Annotated in this window: 14 protein-coding genes; 11 read left to right on the plus strand and 3 right to left on the minus strand. The window is 40.0% G+C overall.

All coding sequences use genetic code 11. From position 1 onward, the window contains the following. On the plus strand, positions 1-6,474 hold a 6,474-nt coding region (locus EV694_RS10205), incomplete at its 5' end, for a hypothetical protein (RefSeq protein ID WP_132692179.1). Positions 6,475-6,613: 139 nt separating this feature from the next. Here EV694_RS10205 and menB read toward each other — a convergent pair. Then, positions 6,614-7,471 carry a 1,4-dihydroxy-2-naphthoyl-CoA synthase gene (gene menB / locus EV694_RS10210; protein ID WP_132692181.1) on the minus strand — a complete coding sequence of 286 codons (858 nt, stop codon included), beginning with the start codon at positions 7,469-7,471 and terminating at the stop codon, positions 6,614-6,616. Between the two features lie 140 nt (positions 7,472-7,611). Next, entirely contained in the window at positions 7,612-8,097 is a 486-nt protein-coding gene (gene folA, locus EV694_RS10215) for a type 3 dihydrofolate reductase (RefSeq protein WP_132692183.1), read from the minus strand. A gap of 209 nt (positions 8,098-8,306) precedes the next feature. Here folA and proB point away from each other — a divergent pair, with 209 nt between their 5' ends. From proB to EV694_RS10245, 6 genes are all read left to right on the plus strand, one after another. After that, the gene (gene proB / locus EV694_RS10220) at positions 8,307-9,419 is read left to right on the plus strand and encodes a glutamate 5-kinase (protein ID WP_132692185.1); all 1,113 of its coding nucleotides are present in this window, start codon (positions 8,307-8,309) and stop codon (positions 9,417-9,419) included. Between the two features lie 187 nt (positions 9,420-9,606). After that, positions 9,607-11,202, plus strand: a complete 1,596-nt coding sequence (locus EV694_RS10225; RefSeq protein ID WP_132692187.1) for an ABC transporter substrate-binding protein — start codon at positions 9,607-9,609, stop codon at positions 11,200-11,202. A gap of 15 nt (positions 11,203-11,217) precedes the next feature. Further along, positions 11,218-12,222: an ABC transporter permease subunit gene (locus EV694_RS10230; RefSeq protein ID WP_132692189.1), complete on the plus strand. Its 1,005-nt coding sequence runs from the start codon at positions 11,218-11,220 to the stop codon at positions 12,220-12,222. Positions 12,223-12,236: 14 nt separating this feature from the next. Then, on the plus strand, positions 12,237-13,139 hold the full coding sequence (locus EV694_RS10235; RefSeq protein ID WP_207859833.1) for an ABC transporter permease subunit: 903 nt from the start codon (positions 12,237-12,239) through the stop codon (positions 13,137-13,139). 10 nt (positions 13,140-13,149) lie between these two features. Further along, on the plus strand, positions 13,150-14,133 hold the full coding sequence (gene dppD / locus EV694_RS10240; RefSeq protein ID WP_132692191.1) for a dipeptide ABC transporter ATP-binding protein: 984 nt from the start codon (positions 13,150-13,152) through the stop codon (positions 14,131-14,133). Then, a complete protein-coding gene (locus EV694_RS10245) occupies positions 14,126-15,100 on the plus strand; it encodes a peptide ABC transporter ATP-binding protein (protein WP_132692193.1) in 975 nt (324 codons plus the stop codon). The genes dppD and EV694_RS10245 overlap by 8 nt, the downstream gene beginning before the upstream one ends. A gap of 116 nt (positions 15,101-15,216) precedes the next feature. Here the strand turns inward: EV694_RS10245 and EV694_RS10250 are convergent, their stop codons facing one another. Further along, complete coding sequence (locus EV694_RS10250; protein WP_132692195.1) at positions 15,217-15,660, minus strand: Z-ring associated ZapG family protein; 444 nt, start codon at positions 15,658-15,660, stop codon at positions 15,217-15,219. 289 nt (positions 15,661-15,949) lie between these two features. On the opposite strand from EV694_RS10250, the gene rplY reads away from it, so the two are divergent. The 4 genes from rplY to gorA all read left to right on the plus strand — a co-directional run bounded on the left by rplY (position 15,950) and on the right by gorA (position 19,674). Beyond that, a complete protein-coding gene (gene rplY, locus EV694_RS10255; protein WP_132692197.1) occupies positions 15,950-16,237 on the plus strand; it encodes a 50S ribosomal protein L25 in 288 nt (95 codons plus the stop codon). Positions 16,238-16,319: 82 nt separating this feature from the next. Further along, positions 16,320-17,120 (plus strand): tRNA pseudouridine(38-40) synthase TruA, encoded by an 801-nt coding sequence (truA, locus tag EV694_RS10260; RefSeq protein ID WP_132692281.1) that lies wholly within the window; start codon positions 16,320-16,322, stop codon positions 17,118-17,120. A 153-nt stretch (positions 17,121-17,273) separates the two neighbouring features. Next, entirely contained in the window at positions 17,274-18,116 is an 843-nt protein-coding gene (locus tag EV694_RS10265; protein WP_132692199.1) for a 23S rRNA (adenine(2030)-N(6))-methyltransferase RlmJ, read from the plus strand. Positions 18,117-18,318: 202 nt separating this feature from the next. Next, complete coding sequence (gene gorA, locus EV694_RS10270) at positions 18,319-19,674, plus strand: glutathione-disulfide reductase (RefSeq protein WP_132692201.1); 1,356 nt, start codon at positions 18,319-18,321, stop codon at positions 19,672-19,674. The last annotated feature ends 50 nt before the right edge of the window (positions 19,675-19,724 follow it).

Genomic DNA, 19,724 nt, shown 5'->3' on the forward strand with positions numbered 1-19,724 from the left:
GTAACAATCACGATCACGGATAAAGATGGCGATACTGTAACAGCGACTACAACAGTCAATGAAGATGGTACTTACAGCCTAGAGGATATTGATGTCAGCAGCTTAACGGATGGCGAATTAACCATTAAAGTGGAAACCACCGATAATAACGGCAATACCATCAGTGAAACTGATGATAGCCAAGTATTAGATGCGGTAGAAAGCAGCATTAGTGTTGATGGTACGGTAAATAATGAAAACGGTACTGTAAGTGTGACAGGTGAAACAGATGATGTTTCAGCAGACACCGTAGTGACAGTGACTATTACAGACAGTGATAAGAATACGGTTACTGCGACCACTACAGTTAACGAAGATGGTACTTATAGCTTAGAAGATGTTGATGTTAGCAGCTTAACGGATGGTACTTTAACCATTACTGCGGAGACTACCGATAACAACGGTAACACTATTACTGCAACCGATGAAAATACTGCGGATAATGTGTTAGAGCTAACAGAAAGCAATATCAGTGTTGAGGTTAGCGTAGATAATGACAATGCAACAGTTGATGTAAACGGTAGCACCACCGATGTGGCAACTGGTGAAACTGTGACAGTGACCATTACGGATAAAGATGGTAATACAGTAACAGCTACAACGACTGTGGGCGATGACGGTACTTACAGCCTAGATGATATTGATGTTAGCAGCTTAACGGATGGCGAGTTAACCATTAAAGTGGAAACGACCGATAATAACGGTAATACCATTAGTGAAACTGATGATAGCCAAGTATTAGATGCGGTAGAAAGTCGCATTAGCGTTGATGGTACGGTAAATAATGAAAACGGTACTGTAAGTGTGGCAGGCGAAACAGATGATGTTTCAGCAGACACCGTAGTGACAGTGACGATTACAGACAGTGATAAGAATACGGTTACTGCGACCACTACGGTTAACGAAGATGGCACTTATAGCTTAGAGGATATTGATGTTAGCAGCTTAACAGATGGTACTTTAACCATTACTGCGGAGACTACCGATAACAACGGTAACACTATTACTGCAACGGATGAAAATACTGCGGATAATGTGTTAGAGCTAACAGAAAGCAATATCAGTGTTGAGGTTAGCGTAGATAATGACAATGCAACAGTTGATGTAAACGGTAGCACCACCGATGTGGCAACTGGTGAAACTGTGACAGTGACCATTACGGATAAAGATGGTAATACAGTAACAGCTACAACGACTGTGGGCGATGACGGTACTTACAGCCTAGATGATATTGATGTTAGCAGCTTAACGGATGGCGAGTTAACCATTAAAGTGGAAACGACCGATAATAACGGTAATACCATTAGTGAAACTGATGATAGCCAAGTATTAGACGCGGTAGAAAGTCGCATTAGCGTTGATGGTACGGTAAATAATGAAAACGGTACTGTAAGTGTGGCAGGCGAAACAGATGATGTTTCAGCAGACACCGTAGTGACAGTGACGATTACAGACAGTGATAAGAATACGGTTACTGCGACCACTACAGTTAACGAAGATGGTACTTATAGCTTAGAAGATGTTGATGTTAGCAGCTTAACGGATGGTGAGTTAACCATTAAAGTGGAAACCACCGATAATAACGGTAATACCATTAGTGAAACTGATGATAGCCAAGTGTTAGACGCAGTAGAAAGTCGCATTAGTGTTGATGGTACAGTAAATAATGAAAACGGCACCGTAAGTGTGACAGGCGAAACAGATGATGTTTCAGCAGACACCGTAGTGACAGTGACTATTACAGACAGTGATAAGAATACGGTTACTGCGACCACTACGGTTAACGAAGATGGTACTTATAGCCTAGAAGATATCGATGTTAGCAGCTTAACGGATGGTACTTTAACCATTACTGCGGAGACCACAGATAACAACGGCAACACTATTACTGCAACCGATGAAAATACTGCGGATAATGTGTTAGACCTAACAGAAAGCAATATCAGTGTTGAGGTTAGCGTAGATAATGACAATGCAACAGTAGATGTAAACGGTAGCACCACTGATGTGGAGAAAGGTGAAACCGTGACAGTGACCATCACGGATAAAGATGGCGATACTGTAACAGCGACCACAACAGTCAATGAAGACGGTACTTATAACCTAGATGATATTGATGTTAGCAGCTTAACGGATGGTGAGTTAACCATTAAAGTGGAAACCACCGATAATAACGGTAATACCATTAGTGAAACTGATGATAGCCAAGTGTTAGACGCAGTAGAAAGTCGCATTAGTGTTGATGGTACAGTAAATAATGAAAACGGCACCGTAAGTGTGACAGGCGAAACAGATGATGTTTCAGCAGACACCGTAGTGACAGTGACTATTACAGACAGTGATAAGAATACGGTTACTGCGACCACTACGGTTAACGAAGATGGTACTTATAGCCTAGAAGATATCGATGTTAGCAGCTTAACGGATGGTACTTTAACCATTACTGCGGAGACCACAGATAACAACGGCAACACTATTACTGCAACCGATGAAAATACTGCGGATAATGTGTTAGAGCTAACAGAAAGCAATATCAGTGTTGAGGTTAGCGTAGATAATGACAATGCAACAGTTGATGTAAGCGGTAGCACCACCGATGTGGAGAAAGGTGAAACCGTAACAATCACGATCACTGATAAAGATGGCGATACTGTAACAGCGACTACAACAGTCAATGAAGATGGTACTTATAGCTTAGATGATATTGATGTTAGCAGCTTAACGGATGGCGAGTTAACCATTAAAGTGGAAACGACCGATAATAATGGCAATACCATCAGTGAAACTGATGACAGCGAAGTGTTAGATGCGGTAGAAAGCAGTATCACGGTTGAAAGTAGCGTAGATAATGACAATGCAACAGTTGATGTAAGCGGTAGCACCACCGATGTGGAAAAAGGTGAAACCGTGACAATCACGATCACGGATAAAGATGGCGGTACTGTAACAGCGACCACAACAGTCAATGAAGACGGTACTTACAGCCTAGATGATATTGATGTCAGCAGCTTAACGGATGGCGAGTTAACCATTAAAGTGGAAACCACCGATAATAACGGCAATACCATCAGTGAAACTGATGATAGCCAAGTGTTAGACGCAGTAGAAAGTAGCATTAGCGTAGATGGTACGGTAAATAATGAAAATGGTACTGTAAGTGTGACAGGCGAAACAGATGATGTTTCAGCAGACACCGTAGTGACAGTGACTATTACAGACAGTGATAAGAATACGGTTACTGCGACCACAACAGTCAATGAAGATGGTACTTACAGCCTAGATGATATTGATGTTAGCAGCTTAACGGATGGTACCTTAACCATTACTGCGGAGACTACCGATAACAACGGTAACACTATTACTGCAACCGATGAAAATACCGAAGATAATGTGTTATCTATGGGAACCCCAACCATCGACATCACAACGATTGCTGGTAGTTCAGAAAGCGTTGATGAAAGTGGTAACTATATTGATAGTGATGACTATGCAACTATTACTGAAGCATTAAATAGCTCGGGTTATAGTATTGCGGGGGTAACTGAAAATGTTGAAGCAGGACAAACTGTGACAATCACGATCAGTGATGGAGACAGCGTACTTTATACAACAACGGCATTGGTTGAGGAAGATGGTTCTTGGACAGCAACAGTAACAAGTAATGCAATTAGTAATTACTCTAATACAACCTCTTATACCATAACGGCTTCTGTTGAAAATACAGCAGGCGAAACTGCCACAGATAGTGATACAACAGATATACCTATTATTGTGAGTATCAGTGTTGCCACAACATCAACAGATACAAGAGGTAATGCGATGACAGCTTATGCCACAGTTGATGGAGAAACCACAGAAGTACCAGCAACAATGGAAGATAGCGATTCATCAACGGGTTTAGTTTATACTGTAAGTTTAACGGAAGCCTCTGATGAAGATATTGAGGTCACTATTAATTTAGGTTCTTATACCAATGCGGATGACTATTCTACGGTATCAGGTTCTCAATATGATGGTTCAGTGAGCTTATATAGTGAAAAAGGCACTGTAACCTATGATAGCGAAAGCAATACGATTACTGTCGTGATCCCAGCGGGCGAAACCAGTGTTTCGATCTTATTGGATCCAACACTAGAACAAAATGAAGAAGCCTTCTATTCTGAAGGGGCTGAAATGGTAGTGGCAACTATTACCGCTGTATCAGGGGGTAATGCTGAGGCTGAAACCACAACCACAAATAATTCTGGCGCATCGGCAACAGGGGTTATTTATGATGGTAATGCTATTTCATTAAGTTCATTAGATGGTGATTTAACCTTGAAGTATGCAATATCTGCATCTTATTCAACCAGTAAAAGCTCGGCTGCAGGTGGTAATGCTTATGTCGTCAGTTATGAGTCATCGCCTTATGATCCACTTGTTACCACTAACTATGATGATACGGTATATGTGGGGTATTATCAGAATGGTACAGCAACCAGTACCTACGGTAATATTGCAGGAAGATTATCGGTATTAAATGAAAATGGCCCAGATGCAGCTAAAGCTGATGGCTCAGAGAGTTTAACAACAATCGACTTAGCCGCAGGTGATGATGTATTGAAAGTGCGTGGTAACCAATATACTTGGACTAGAGTATATTTAGGCGAGGGTAATGATACCTATGAACTTGATGTAGAAAATACCGCTATGCGTGCAATGTATGCTGATTCCTTTGTCTTTGGTGAATCAGGAGATGATACGGTAATTATTGCGAAAAGTGGTATTACTAATGCAGGGCAAATTTACTTAGGCTCAGGTAGTGATACCTTTATCCAAGGCGATGCGGATACCTATAACAATATTTCCTTCTCAGGCTATTTAGATCTGGGTAGTGGTACTGAAAATGGCAGCAATATGCCTGAGGAATACTTAGCAGAGTATCAAGATGGTAGCGGTTTAAGCCTAGGTAATGATGACAATATTGACTCCGAAGAGGATGTGAATAATGCGACTATTTATGGCTACACAGATGGGGCAACCATTGTGGCAGGTTATGGTCAAGATAACATTACTATTACAGGAGATGCTCGTTCAACCACAATTTCAACAGGGGCTAATGACGATGTGATCGTGATTGGTGGCGATGTTAGAAAACCAACGTCTTTAGAAGATGTGAATGCACTTACTGCGGCAGCTTCTAGCATTGATATGGGCAATGGTAACGATACTCTAACCATTGGAGGCTCCGTTGAAGATAGTACAACCATCTCAATGGGGGCTGGTGATGATACTGTGAATATCGGTGTTAATTTGGATAGCTCAACATTAACTGCAGGTACAGGAGATGATACGATTATCGTTGGTCAGGATATTGAAGATTCAACCTTAACATTAGGAGATGGAGATGATATTCTTCGTGTTGGTCGTCATCTTTCAGCTTCTACGGTAACTACTGGTGAGGGCGACGATCAAATCATTGTTACTCAAGATGTATTTAGAACAAATATTTCAATGGGGGCAGGTGAAGATAGCTTAACCATTGGCGGAAACCTCTATAGTGGTTTATCAAGAACCGTTGATCTCGGTGATGACGATGACACCTTAAGTGTAACAGGTAATGTTTATGGGCCAGTTACTGTAGAAATGGGATCAGGTAATGATATTATTACCATCGGTGGCAATGTCACCAATAATGGCTTATTAGGCTCGCCAACCATTAATCTTGGCGATGGTAATGATGAATTAACCATTACTGGCACTATGAGTAGCGGAACCATCAATGCAGGCTCTGGTAACGACATTATTACTATTGGCACAGTAAGCGGTGGAACCATTAACGCAGGTGCGGGTGACGACACCATCACAATTACCACTGCAAGTGGCGGTACAATTAATGCAGGTACAGGTGCTGACACCATTACCATTAGTACCGTATCAGGGGCAACGATTAATGCCTCAGATGATGATAGTGCTGTAGATACCATTACCATAGGTACAATGTCATCAGGAACAGTCAGCATTGGTGCAGATGATGTTTTAGCTATCACGAGCTTATCAGGCGGTACGATCAACCTAACAGGTAGCAACACCACTGTTACAATTAATAGCATTACTGGTGGTACAATTAATGGTACTTCTGGCGTAACGGATACGGTAATTACCACTTCAGGATCAACATTATCAATGAGCAACTTATCTAGCATTGATATTTTAGATCTTGGTTCAAACAGTACATTAACGGTAACCGCAGCGACTTACAGCTCATCCACTGATGGAGAAAGTATGTATGTTCGAGGAGATTCTACAACAACCGTAGATTTCTCAGGTCTTATTAGCTGGACAAACAGTGGTACTACCACCGTAGATGGTTATACTTATAATGTCTATACCAGCTCAAGTTTAATATATGGTACACAAACCATCTATATCCAAGAAGGTATTACGATTTCTTAATTCGTCAATCTAAATCAATAGCCGATATTCTTATCGGCTATTTTTTTATTTAGCATTGTTTAATCGTAAAAAAAGTGCGGTAAAAATTACCGCACTTTTTAATCTTATAGTCGTTTTAATTTAAAGTGGAACGACTATATTAAGGATTACGCTTAAACTTACTAAAATCAGGGGTGCGCTTCTCATTAAAGGCATTACGACCTTCTTGCCCTTCTTCTGTCATATAGAATAACATCGTCGCATTACCTGCTAACTCCTGTAACCCCGCTTGCCCATCGCAGTCCGCATTTAACGCCGCTTTTAAACAACGTAACGCAATTGGACTATTACGCAACATCTCACGACACCAACGTACCGTCTCACGTTCTAACTCGGCATAAGGCACAACAGTATTCACTAACCCCATCTCTAATGCCTCTTGAGCATTATATTGACGGCACAAGAACCAAATCTCACGGGCTTTCTTCTGCCCCACTAAGCGAGCCATATAAGAAGCCCCCCAACCGCCGTCAAAGGATCCGACTTTCGGGCCTGTCTGTCCATAAATGGCATTATCGGCGGAAATGGTAATATCACATAACATATGTAACACATGCCCACCACCAATCGCATAACCAGCCACCATCGCCACCACAGGTTTAGGACAAGTACGAATATCACGTTGAAAATCTAATACATTTAAATGATGTACCCCAGCCTCATCTTTATAGCCACCATAATCGCCACGCACTTTCTGATCGCCACCAGAACAAAAGGCTTTCTCCCCCTCACCAGTTAAAACAATCACACCAATTTTTTCATCAAAACGAGCATCAGAAAAGGCTTGGATCATCTCTTTTACTGTTTGCGGACGAAACGCATTACGCACCTCAGGGCGATTAATCGTAATCTTAGCAATCCCATCGCTAGATTTATGATAACGAATATCCGTATAGCCCTCGCTATGATCCACCCATTCCACAGGTGCATAAAGAACATCATCTTTTGGATTTTGCATAATTCATACCTTTAATTAACAATGAAATAAGTGGAAGTGATTATATACCATAGTGGGGAATGCAATCAAAGCGAATGGGATATAACTGTAAGATTTATATCTAAAAGTGCGGTGGGTTTTGGATTATTTTCGTACAATCCCTACCCACAACGCTCAAGCACAAAAAAGCGTAAATCATAAGCATTTTGCTCATCTGCTGGGCGATATAGTTCTGATTGAATATGCCATTGCGTCCAATCAAGTTCAGGGAAGAAGGTATCGCCTGCTAACTCGGTTTGTATTATTGTGAGATAAAGACGATCAACCTTATCTATATATTGTTCAAATAATTGCCCACCGCCGATTAACATAGCTTCAGGGTAATCTTTGCTTAAAGCGAGAGCGGTTTCCATATCCTGCACCACTTGTATATCTTGATGATGAAAGGCTGAGCGAGATAATATGATATTTGGGCGTTTGGGTAAGGCTCGCCCAATGGATTCAAAGGTTTTGCGTCCCATAATCACTGGCTTGCCAAGGGTATGTTGTTTAAACCAAGCAAGATCCGCAGGTAAATGCCAAGGCATTTGATTATCTTTGCCGATAACTCGATTTTGGGTCATTGCTACAATCATACTTAGGGTCATAATCCTATCCTTGTTTGTGATATTAGAGTCGTCGCCTTATCTTATTTTAAATTGTCGCGACTATAATCATTTAAAAGTCAAAATTATAGCGACTTTCACAAGAAAAAACACTAAAGCATAAAAGTGCGGTTAAATTTTTTATTTTTTTATGCTAATTTATCTTTCATTTTTATTTGATTTTGTCCTTTTACTGGATAAGGATAATTTTTATGTCAACTCATTCAATCCAAAAAACCATTGTGGTGAAATTTGGTACAAGCACCTTAACCCAAGGTTCAACGCATTTGAATTTACCTCAAATGCTTGATTTTGTCCGTCAATTTGCCCAGTTGCACCAGCAAGGTATGCGTATTGTTATTGTTACTTCAGGTGCTATCGCCGCAGGGCGTGATTATCTTGGGCAGCCTGATTTGCCACCAACTATCGCTTCAAAACAATTATTAGCTGCGGTGGGGCAAAGCCAGCTTATTCAGGCTTGGGAAAAATTATTTGCCATTTATGGTATTCATATTGGGCAATTATTGTTGACTAGGGCGGATATTGAAGATCGTGAGCGTTTTTTAAATGCGAGAGATACTTTGCACGCTTTATTAGATAATCATATTATTCCTGTGATTAATGAAAATGATGCGGTTGCTACCAGCGAGATTAAGGTGGGCGATAATGATAATTTATCGGCATTGGTGGCAATTTTGGTGCAAGCAGATCAGTTATATTTATTAACAGATCAACAGGGCTTATTTAATGAAGATCCGCGTAAAAGTGCCAATGCTACTTTGATTTCACAAGTGGAAAAAATTGATGCGCATATTCGTGCGATTGCGGGGGGGAGTGGCACCACCTTAGGTACTGGGGGAATGAGTACCAAAGTGAATGCCGCCGATGTGGCAACACGCTCTGGGATTGAAACCATTATTGTGCAAGGCAATAAACCGAATGTCATTGTTGAACTTGCCCAGAATATTGCCCATGGCACAAAATTTATGGCACAAACTGATCCCTTGGAAAGCCGTAAACAATGGCTATTTGCCGCGCCTTCTGCTGGGGTTATTGTGGTGGATCAGGGGGCTGAACAGGCAATTTTATCTCAAGGAAAATCGTTATTGCCCGCTGGGATTGTGCAGGTAGAGGGGAATTTTTCACGGGGTGAAGTATTGCGTATTCGTACTCAAACGGGCAAGGATATTGCATTGGGAATGTGTCGTTATAATAGCGATGCGTTGTCATTAATTAAGGGTAAAAAATCGCAACAAATTGAACAAATTTTAGGTTATGAGTATGGACCTGTGGCAATTCATCGTGATGATATGATTATTCGCTAAAGATAAAGTGCGGTTATTTTTTTGAAAATTTTTAAAATAATGATTTTTGGTTAAATAAAATTTAATTTTTGTGCGTTTTTACTCTTGTTATTTTTGAAGTGATTGTTTTCGTTTAAATATCTTGTAAAACTAAGGTAACTTTGCACTTAATGTTTTGTTTAACCAAATAATGTAGAGGTCTTTAATTATGTGGGTCTATAAATATTCTTTTTCTTTATTGGCATTATGCTGTTCAGCAGGGGCATTAGCTGCCCCTAAAACCCTTGTTTATTGTACAGAAGCCTCGCCTTCTTATTTTAATCCACAACTCGCAAGCGATATGGTAAGTATTGATGCCTCAGGGCAACAAGTGTTTAATCGTTTAGTGGATTTTAAACAGGGCTCAACGGAGCTAGTTCCCTCTTTGGCTGAACGTTGGGAAGTGTCGGAGGACGGCAAAACCTATACTTTTTATTTACGCCAAGGGGTAAAATTCCATAGTAATAAAGATTTTCGTCCAAGCCGTAATTTTAATGCCGATGATGTGTTATTTTCTTTTTATCGTCAGCTTGATCCAAATCACCCTTATCATCAAGTTTCAGGCGGGTCTTATCAATATTTTGTGGGTATGGATATGCAAAATATTATTGATAAGGTTGAAAAACTGGACGATTATCGGGTGCAATTTCAGTTAAAAGTGCCTAATGCGGTTTTTTTATCTAATTTAGCTATGGATTTTGCTTCTATTTTATCGGCGGAATATGCCGATAAAATGGCACAAGCAGGCACAAAAGAAAAAGTGGATAATTTTCCCATTGGAACAGGCCCTTTTGAATTTGTTAATTATCAAAAAGATTCCCTTATTCGTTTTAAAGCCTTTGAGCAATATTGGCAAGGTAGAACGCCTGTAGATCGCCTTGTATTTAGTATTACGCCTGATCCTTCAGTGCGTTATGCCAAATTAGAACGTGGCGAATGCCATGTTATGGTGTCGCCAAATCCGATGGATTTAGACAAAATTCGTGCCAATGAAAAAATCACTTTATTAAGCCAAGCAGGTTTAAATATTGGTTATGTGAATTTTAATGTGCAAAAACCGCCTTTTGATAACCTTAAAGTACGCCAAGCCTTAAATTATGCGGTAAATAAACAAGCAATTATTACTTCGGTTTATCAAAATACGGCACAAATCGCTAAAAATCCAATGCCACCAACTATTTGGAGCTATAACGACGATGTGGTGGATTATGAATATAATCCAGAAAAAGCCAAACAATTATTACAAGAAGCAGGATTTGCCGAGGGATTTGAAACTGAACTTTGGGCAATGCCTGTTTCTCGCCCTTACAACCCTAATGCTCGCCGTATGGCAGAATTAATCCAAAATGATTGGGAGCAAATTGGTGTGAAAACCAAAATTGTCAGTTATGAATGGGGCGAATATTTAAAACGTATGCGTGATGGCGAACATTCTGTCGGTATGATGGGCTGGATTGGTGACAATGGTGATCCTGATAATTTCTTAAATATTTTGTTAAGTTGTGCTTCTGTTCAACAAGGCTCGAACTATGCAAAATTCTGTTATCAGCCCTTTGATAAATTAGTGGTAAAAGCTGCTCAAATTAGCGATCAAGCGGAACGTGCAAAATTATATGAACAGGCACAGGTCATTTTCAAAGAACAAGCACCTTGGATTACCATTGCGCATTCTACGATTTATGAACCTGTTTCCAAAAAAGTATTAAATTATCAATTAAATCCCTTTGGTTTGCACCCTTTCTATGGCGTGGACTTAGCGGACTAAGGGTAAACTAGACTTATGTTTTTCTTTATTTTTAAGCGAATATTCATGGTTATTCCCACCTTTTTGGCGATAACCTTGATCACTTTTGCCTTGGTGCATTTAATTCCTGGCGATCCTATTGAGATTCGTATGGGAGAACGTGGGGTAAGTCCAGAAGTACACGCACAAATGATCCAACAATTAGGTTTAGATAAACCTTTGTATCAACAATATCTTAGCTATGTGGGCAATGTGCTACAAGGGGATTTTGGGCAATCTTTTCGCAATAATGAACCTGTGCTAAAAGAGTTTTTCACCTTATTCCCTGCCACCGTAGAATTGGCGTTTTTTGCCTTATTATGGTCATTAATTCTTGGAGTGATATTAGGCGTGATTGCTGCGGTTAAAAAAGATAGCTGGATTTCTCATTTAGTTACTTCGCTTTCTTTAACAGGCTATTCTATGCCGATTTTTTGGTGGGGTTTAATCTTAATTTTGTATTTTTCCACGCCTTTGGGGTTACCTGTGGGGGGACGCTTACCCGCTGAATATTGGATTGATGCGAAGACAGGATTTATGCTTTGGGATACTTGGCATTCCGATGAACCGGGTGCTTTTGTGGCGGCAGTAAAATCCTTGATTTTACCCGCTATTGTCTTAGGCACCATTCCCCTTGCGGTGGTAACAAGAATGACAAGATCCTCAATGCTAGAAGTGCTTGGCGAGGATTATATTCGTACCGCCAAAGCCAAAGGACTTAGTGTAACGAGAATTGTGATTGTTCACGCTTTACGCAATGCTTTAATCCCCGTAGTAACAGTTGTCGGTTTAATTGTGGGACAGCTTTTATCAGGTGCGGTACTCACTGAAAATATTTTTTCTTGGCCGGGTATTGGTAAATGGATTATTGATGCCATTAATGCGAGAGATTATCCTGTTTTACAAGGCTCTGTGCTGATTATTGCTACCATTATTATTTTGGTTAATTTAACTGTAGATATTATTTATGGTGTGATTAATCCACGTATTCATCATAAATAATCCTTGGAGTGTCGATGTCAACAAACATAGAAAAGCAAACCTTGCTTGAACCTATCCCTAAAACCCCTTGGCAAGAATTTTGGTTTTATTTTTGCCAAAATAAAGGGGCGGTTATTGGGCTTATTTTTATTAGTTTTGTGGCTATAGTCTGTATTTTTGCTGATTATATCGCGCCATTTAGCCCTATAGCACAACATCGTGCGGACTTATTATTACCGCCTGCTTGGTTTGAAGGCGGCGTAAGCACCTATTTCCTTGGTACCGATGATATTGGACGCGATATTTTATCGCGAATTATTTATGGGGCACGTTTGTCCTTATTTATTGGCTTGATTATTGTTGCCTTATCTTGTATCGGAGGCGTTATATTAGGCTTGCTTGCAGGATATTATGGCGGAATTTTGGATACCCTCATTATGCGCTTAGTGGATATTATGTTAGCCATTCCTAGTTTATTGCTGACCATTGGCGTGGTAACCATTTTAGGCCCTTCCTTAACCAATGCCGCCATCGCTATTGCCATTGTGTCTATTCCCAGTTACGTCCGCTTAACACGAGCTTCGGTGTTAAGTGAAATTAATCGTGATTATGTGGTAGCATCTCGTGTGGCAGGTGCAAATGTTTTTCGCTTAATGTTTATTGTGATTTTACCTAATTGCCTTGCCCCTTTAATTGTGCAAATGACTATGGGGATTTCTAACGCCATTTTAGAGCTTGCCGCCTTAGGCTTTCTCGGTATTGGGGCTCAACCACCTACACCAGAATTAGGCACAATGTTGGCAGAATCTCGAGGTTTTATGCAATCAGCAAATTGGTTAGTCACGATTCCAGGCTTAGCCATTCTATCCTTAGTGCTAGCCTTTAATCTTATGGGTGATGGTCTGCGTGATGCCCTTGATCCAAAATTAAAGCAGTAAGGAGAAACAAATGGCATTATTAGATGTTCAACAATTATCCGTACATTTTGGCGATGAAAAAACACCTTTTAAAGCAGTCGATCGTATTAGCTACCAAGTAAAAGAAGGAGAAGTTTTAGGTATTGTGGGCGAATCGGGGTCAGGAAAATCGGTTAGCTCGCTTGCGATTATGGGGCTGATTGATGCCCCCGGGCGTGTTAATGCACAGGCTCTGTATTTTTTACAAAATGATTTACTCGCCATTGATAAAAACAAAAGGCGCAAGTTAATCGGCTCGGAAATTGCCATGATCTTCCAAGATCCTATGACCAGTTTAAACCCTTGCTATACCGTTGGTTTTCAAATTATGGAAGCCCTCAAAGTCCACCAAGGCGGTAGTCGTAAACAACGCAAAATGCGTGCATTAGAATTGTTGGAGATTGTAGGTATTCCTGATCCAGAATCTCGCTTAAATGTTTACCCGCACCAGCTTTCAGGCGGAATGAGCCAACGGGTAATGATTGCCATGGCGATTGCTTGTAAACCGAAATTATTGATTGCCGATGAACCCACGACAGCCCTTGATGTTACTATTCAAGCGCAAATTATGGATTTATTGTTAAAGTTACAACAAAAAGAAAAAATGGCGCTTATTCTCATTACCCACGATTTAGCCCTTGTTGCCGAAGCGGCACAACGCATTATGGTAATGTATGCAGGACAAATCGTTGAAGAAGGAAAAGCCGAAGAAATTTTTACCTTGCCTCGTCATCCTTATACTCAAGCCTTATTACAAGCCTTGCCTGAGTTTGCCGAAGGAAAATCACGATTACAGTCCTTATCAGGCGTTGTGCCGGGTAAATATGATCGCCCACAAGGTTGTTTATTAAATCCTCGTTGCCCTTATGCCACAGAAAAATGTCGCCAAATTGAACCGCACTTACAACAGATTGGCGAACGCCGTGTGAAATGCCATACCCCATTAAATGATCAAGGAGTACCAAGCAATGCTTAATTCACAAGCCCCCTTACTTGATGCCAATAACTTGAAAAAATATTACCCTGTTAAAACTGGATTTTTAGCAAAAGAAAAACAGGTTAAAGCCCTAGATGGGGTTTCTTTTCGCTTAGAAAAAGGCAAAACCTTAGCGGTAGTGGGCGAATCAGGCTGTGGTAAATCCACATTAGGGCGATTATTAACAATGATCGAAACACCTACCGATGGTGAACTTTACTACAATGGACAAAATTTTTTGGTAAACGACAAAGCCACGCAAAAATTACGCCGTCAAAAAATCCAAATTATTTTTCAAAACCCTTATGCCTCACTCAACCCACGCAAAAAAATAGGCACAATTCTGGAAGAACCTTTAATTATTAACACCAATCTTTCCGCCCAACAACGTAAGCAACAAGTGTTAGCTATGATGGAAAAAGTGGGTTTAAAGGCTGAGTTTTATCATCGTTATCCCCATATGTTTTCAGGTGGACAACGGCAACGTATTGCCATAGCAAGAGGCTTAATGCTCAAACCTGATATTGTCGTAGCGGACGAACCCGTATCCGCTTTAGATGTGTCAGTGAGAGCGCAAGTGCTTAATCTTATGATGGATTTACAGGCGGAATTAGGACTTTCTTATGTTTTCATTTCCCACGATCTTTCTGTGGTAGAACATATTGCCGATGAGGTAATGGTTATGTATTTAGGGCGTTGTGTTGAACAAGGCAGCGTACAACAAATCTTTAGCCAGCCACGCCACCCCTATACCCAAGCCTTATTATCCGCCACCCCAAGACTCTCGCCACATTTACGGCGTGAACGCATTAAACTCACTGGCGAATTACCAAGCCCACTCAACCCACCCCAAGGCTGTGCCTTCCACGCACGTTGTCATTTAGCCAATGACTATTGTAAACAACAGCAACCACCGTTACGCACAGCCGCTGACGGCAGTAAAATTGCCTGTTTTATGGTGGAGTAGATAAATATAGTCGTTTCACTTTAAAACACAATTTTGGCACGCCTAGCTTTACTATGTGTACTGCTTTCGGTATGCCACTTTGTCTTATTTTAAATTGAAACGGCTAAAACTTTTAATCACTTCTCCGCTTTAAAAATCCCCGAAGCCTTGTCTGAATAATCTTTAGGTGGATTATCATTGTTTTTTGCCTCAATAGATTCTTCTGTTTTAATAGCGTCTAGCTCAGTAGTTGGATTATTATCAGGAAGTAGTGTTGGGGTAAATAAGGCTTTATTTTCTGTTTCAGGAAGTAAGGTTGCGGAAGTTGTCGCAAAATGTTGGTATAGCTTTTGATAGTCTTGAGCCAGCATTTTTAATAACTCCGCACTTTCAGCAAAATGTTTTTCTAATTCTTGCTGTTGGGTAGCAACTTGGTTTTTTAATTGTTTTAATTCGGTTTCTGTTTGTACCTGTTTTTTCACAGAACCTTTAGTAAAACGTAGGATAATATAACCAAGAATTGCACCAATAACGAAACCAATTAGTGCGCTTTGCCACATTTCTGATGTCCAGCTTTGCATAAATTCACTCCTTAATGATTGTTAAATGGGATTGTTTGTATTGTTTATTAATCATATAGAGAAATCCTGTTTTTGTCTTGTACAATATTAAAAATATTTGCATCAGTTCACAAAAACTGCGTTGATTTTATGCTGAGCATAAGCCATTTTGCATTGATTTTTCTATGTATATTGCGTATAATCCACGCCCTCAATCAATATGAATTGAGAGTATTTAGGGGAAATCGCTGGGTCGCCTGCGGTTTTTTATGAAAAAGAGCTTATGCTCAATAGTTAAGAGAAAATTAACATGTCATTTAAATTTAACGCTGAAGTTCGTTCTGCGCAAGGTAAGGGTGCGAGCCGCCGCCTGCGTCATAATGGTCAAATTCCTGCTATCGTGTATGGTGGTAGTGAAGCACCAGTATCTATTATTTTAAATCACGATGATTTAAATAATGCACAAGTTCATGATTCTTTCTATTCTGAAGTGATTACTTTAGTGATCGATGGAAAAGATGTTGCTGTTAAAGTTCAAGCAATGCAACGTCACCCATTCAAACCAAAATTAGTGCATATTGACTTCAAACGTGTATAAGATTTTATCTAAATAAACCTCCTACACCAATCCTTGTGATTGGTGTTTTTTTATTAGCATATTAATATTGAAAGAGTAAATGATGACCACAAAAATTGCCCTAGGTATTGAGTATAGCGGACAACAATATTTTGGCTGGCAACGTCAACAGAATGTGGATTCTGTACAAGCACGATTGGAGCAAGCCTTGTCTTTTGTGGCAAATGAAGATATTCAGGTTTTTTGTGCAGGGAGAACAGATTCGGGAGTGCATGCTACGGGGCAGGTGGTACATTTTGAAACCTCAGCTAATCGCCCTGAGAAGGCTTGGTGTTTTGGGGTTAATGCGCATTTACCTGATGATATTGCGGTCGTTTGGAGTAAAACGGTCAGTGAGGATTTTCATGCTCGCTTTAGTGCCACTGCACGCCGTTATCGTTATGTGATTTATAATCATAGGTTACGTTCGGCAATTTTACCGCAAGGGGTGAGCCATTATCATCTTCCTCTGGATCATCAGAAAATGCACCAGGCTGGACAATTTTTATTAGGGGAACAGGATTTTTCTACTTTTCGTGCCGCACAATGTCAGTCTAAAACACCATGGCGTAATGTGCATCATCTTCAAGTCATTCGGCAAGGGCATTATATTATTGTGGATATTAAAGCTAATGCGTTTGTACATCATATGGTGCGTAATATCGTAGGAAGTTTGCTGGAAGTGGGCAGTGGTTATCGCCCTGTGGAATGGATTGGGGAAATTTTGGCGAAAAAAGACCGCACTTTAGCGGCACCAACAGCAAAAGCCGCTGGGTTATATTTAGTCCATGTGAGTTACCCAAGTGAATTTGCATTACCACAAAAAACCTTAGGCCCATTGTTTTTGGCGGATCATTTAGCGTAATAATGTTGTTATTTCCTGAGAGGGGATAAGCCCTTCGTATTTTGTAAAATAAAATAATACATCTTTAAATAAAAATAGCCCCTCCCCATCTATTCTTATTTCTCGCAAAGTGCGGTACACTTTGCTAAAATTTTTACTGATTAAAGGGGGATTATGCTAAGTTATCGTCATAGTTTTCATGCAGGCAATCACGCTGATGTACTAAAACATTTTGTTTTAATGTTGATTATTGAAAGTTTACAACAAAAAGATAAAGGCTTTTATTATTTAGATACCCACGCAGGTACAGGGCGTTATCAATTAACGGGAGCACAAGCGGAAAAAACAGGGGAATATAAAGAGGGGATTGCACGTTTATGGGATAAAACAGATTTGCCGCCTGAATTAGCAAGGTATGTTAACTTAATTCAGCGTTTAAATGGTAGCAAAACGCTACGTTATTATGCGGGCTCATCCTTAATCGCAGCAACGTTGTTACGCCCACAAGATCGTGCTTTATTGACGGAATTACATCCCACCGATTTTCCTTTATTACGTCATAATTTTAGTCAGTTTACTAATGTGAAGGTTAAGCGAGAAAACGGCTTTCAACAATTAAAATCCACATTACCACCTAAAGAGCGTCGAGGATTGATCTTAATTGATCCGCCTTATGAACTAAAAGAGGATTATGAGTTGGTCGTTAAAGCCGTTGAAGAAGGCTATAAGCGTTTTGCTACAGGAACTTATGCGATTTGGTATCCAGTGGTTTTACGTCAGCAAATAAAGCGTATGATAAATGGGCTAAAACAAACAGGTATCAAAAAAATCTTACAAATTGAGCTTGCGGTTTTACCTGATAACCAGCAACGTGGAATGACAGCAAGCGGTATGATCGTGATTAATCCACCTTGGCAATTAGAATCTCAAATGAAACAAATTTTGCCTTATTTAGTTAATTGTCTAGCTCCTACAGGTACAGGCAGTTGGACGGTGGATTGGATTGTGGGGGAGTGAGTAGCTTCTTTTAAATTGAATTTTATTGAATGATAAAATTTTTTAAAAATATACCGCACTTTTGAAGTAGGTATGATTCAATAATATGTATTATAATTATTGATAATACCAATCAAACTAATCTATTCAATCCGTTTGCCTTATAAGCTAATTTCTAGCACAATAAGGCAAAATTTTTTTAATATTAAAAAAGGATAAGAAAATGACAAAACATTATGATTATATTGCTATTGGTGGTGGTAGTGGCGGTATTGCCTCTATTAATCGTGCAGCAAGTTATGGTAAGAAATGTGCCATTATTGAAGCTAAGCATTTAGGTGGAACTTGTGTCAATGTTGGTTGTGTGCCTAAGAAAGTAATGTGGCATGGGGCTCAAATTGCTGAGGCGGTGAAACTTTATGCGCCAGATTATGGTTTTGATCTTGAATTGAAATCCTTTAATTACGCTAAGTTAGTGGAAAGTCGTGAGGCTTATATTGGGCGTATTCATAATTCTTATAATAATGTTTTAAGCAAGAATAATGTTGATGTTATTCAAGGTTTTGCCAAATTTGTGGATAGCAAAACCGTTGAAGTCAATGGCGAAAAAATTACGGCTGATCATATTTTGATTGCAACAGGTGGTCGTCCATCTCGTCCAAATATTGAAGGCGCGGAGTATGGTATTGATTCTGATGGTGTCTTTGCTTTGCAAGAATTACCAAAACGTGTTGCTATTGTGGGGGCAGGTTATATTGCTGTAGAGCTTGCTGGGGTATTCCATAGTTTTGGCGTGGAAAGCCATTTATTTGTGCGTAAGCATGCTCCTTTACGTTCAATGGATCCGATGCTATATGAAACCTTAATAGAAGTTTTTGAACAAGAGGGTATTCAATTACATACTCAAGCAATTCCTCAGCGTGTAGTGAAAAATGACGATGGTTCATTAACCTTAATTTTAGAAGATGGGCGTCGCACTGAGGTAGATTGTTTAGTGTGGGCGATAGGACGTGAGCCTGCTACAGATGTGATTAACCTTGATGTAACGGGCGTTGAAACCAATGAGCGTGGCTTTATTAAGGTAGATAAGTTTCAAAATACCAATGTGCCGGGTATTTATGCGGTAGGGGATATTATTGAAGGTGGTATTGAGCTTACTCCAGTGGCAGTAGCCGCAGGACGCCGTTTATCCGAGCGTTTATTCAATAATAAACCGAATGAACATTTAGATTATCATTTAGTGCCAACGGTGGTCTTTAGCCATCCTCCTATTGGTACCATTGGCTTAACTGAGCCTGAGGCTATTGCACAATATGGCGAAGAAAATGTTAAAGTCTATAAATCTAGCTTTACTGCGATGTATACCGCAGTTACTCAGCATCGTCAGCCTTGCCGTATGAAATTAGTTTGTGTAGGTAAAGACGAAAAAATTGTGGGATTACATGGTATTGGTTTTGGCGTTGATGAAATGATTCAAGGTTTTGCTGTTGCCATTAAAATGGGGGCGACGAAGGCAGATTTTGATAATACGGTGGCAATTCATCCGACGGGCTCTGAAGAGTTTGTAACGATGCGTTAGTTTTTTTAATCGTTAATAAAAAGAAATACGGTATATTTAAGAAACTTCAA

The sequence above is a fragment of the Volucribacter psittacicida genome, from assembly GCF_004339025.1.
Lineage (GTDB): Bacteria > Pseudomonadota > Gammaproteobacteria > Enterobacterales > Pasteurellaceae > Volucribacter > Volucribacter psittacicida.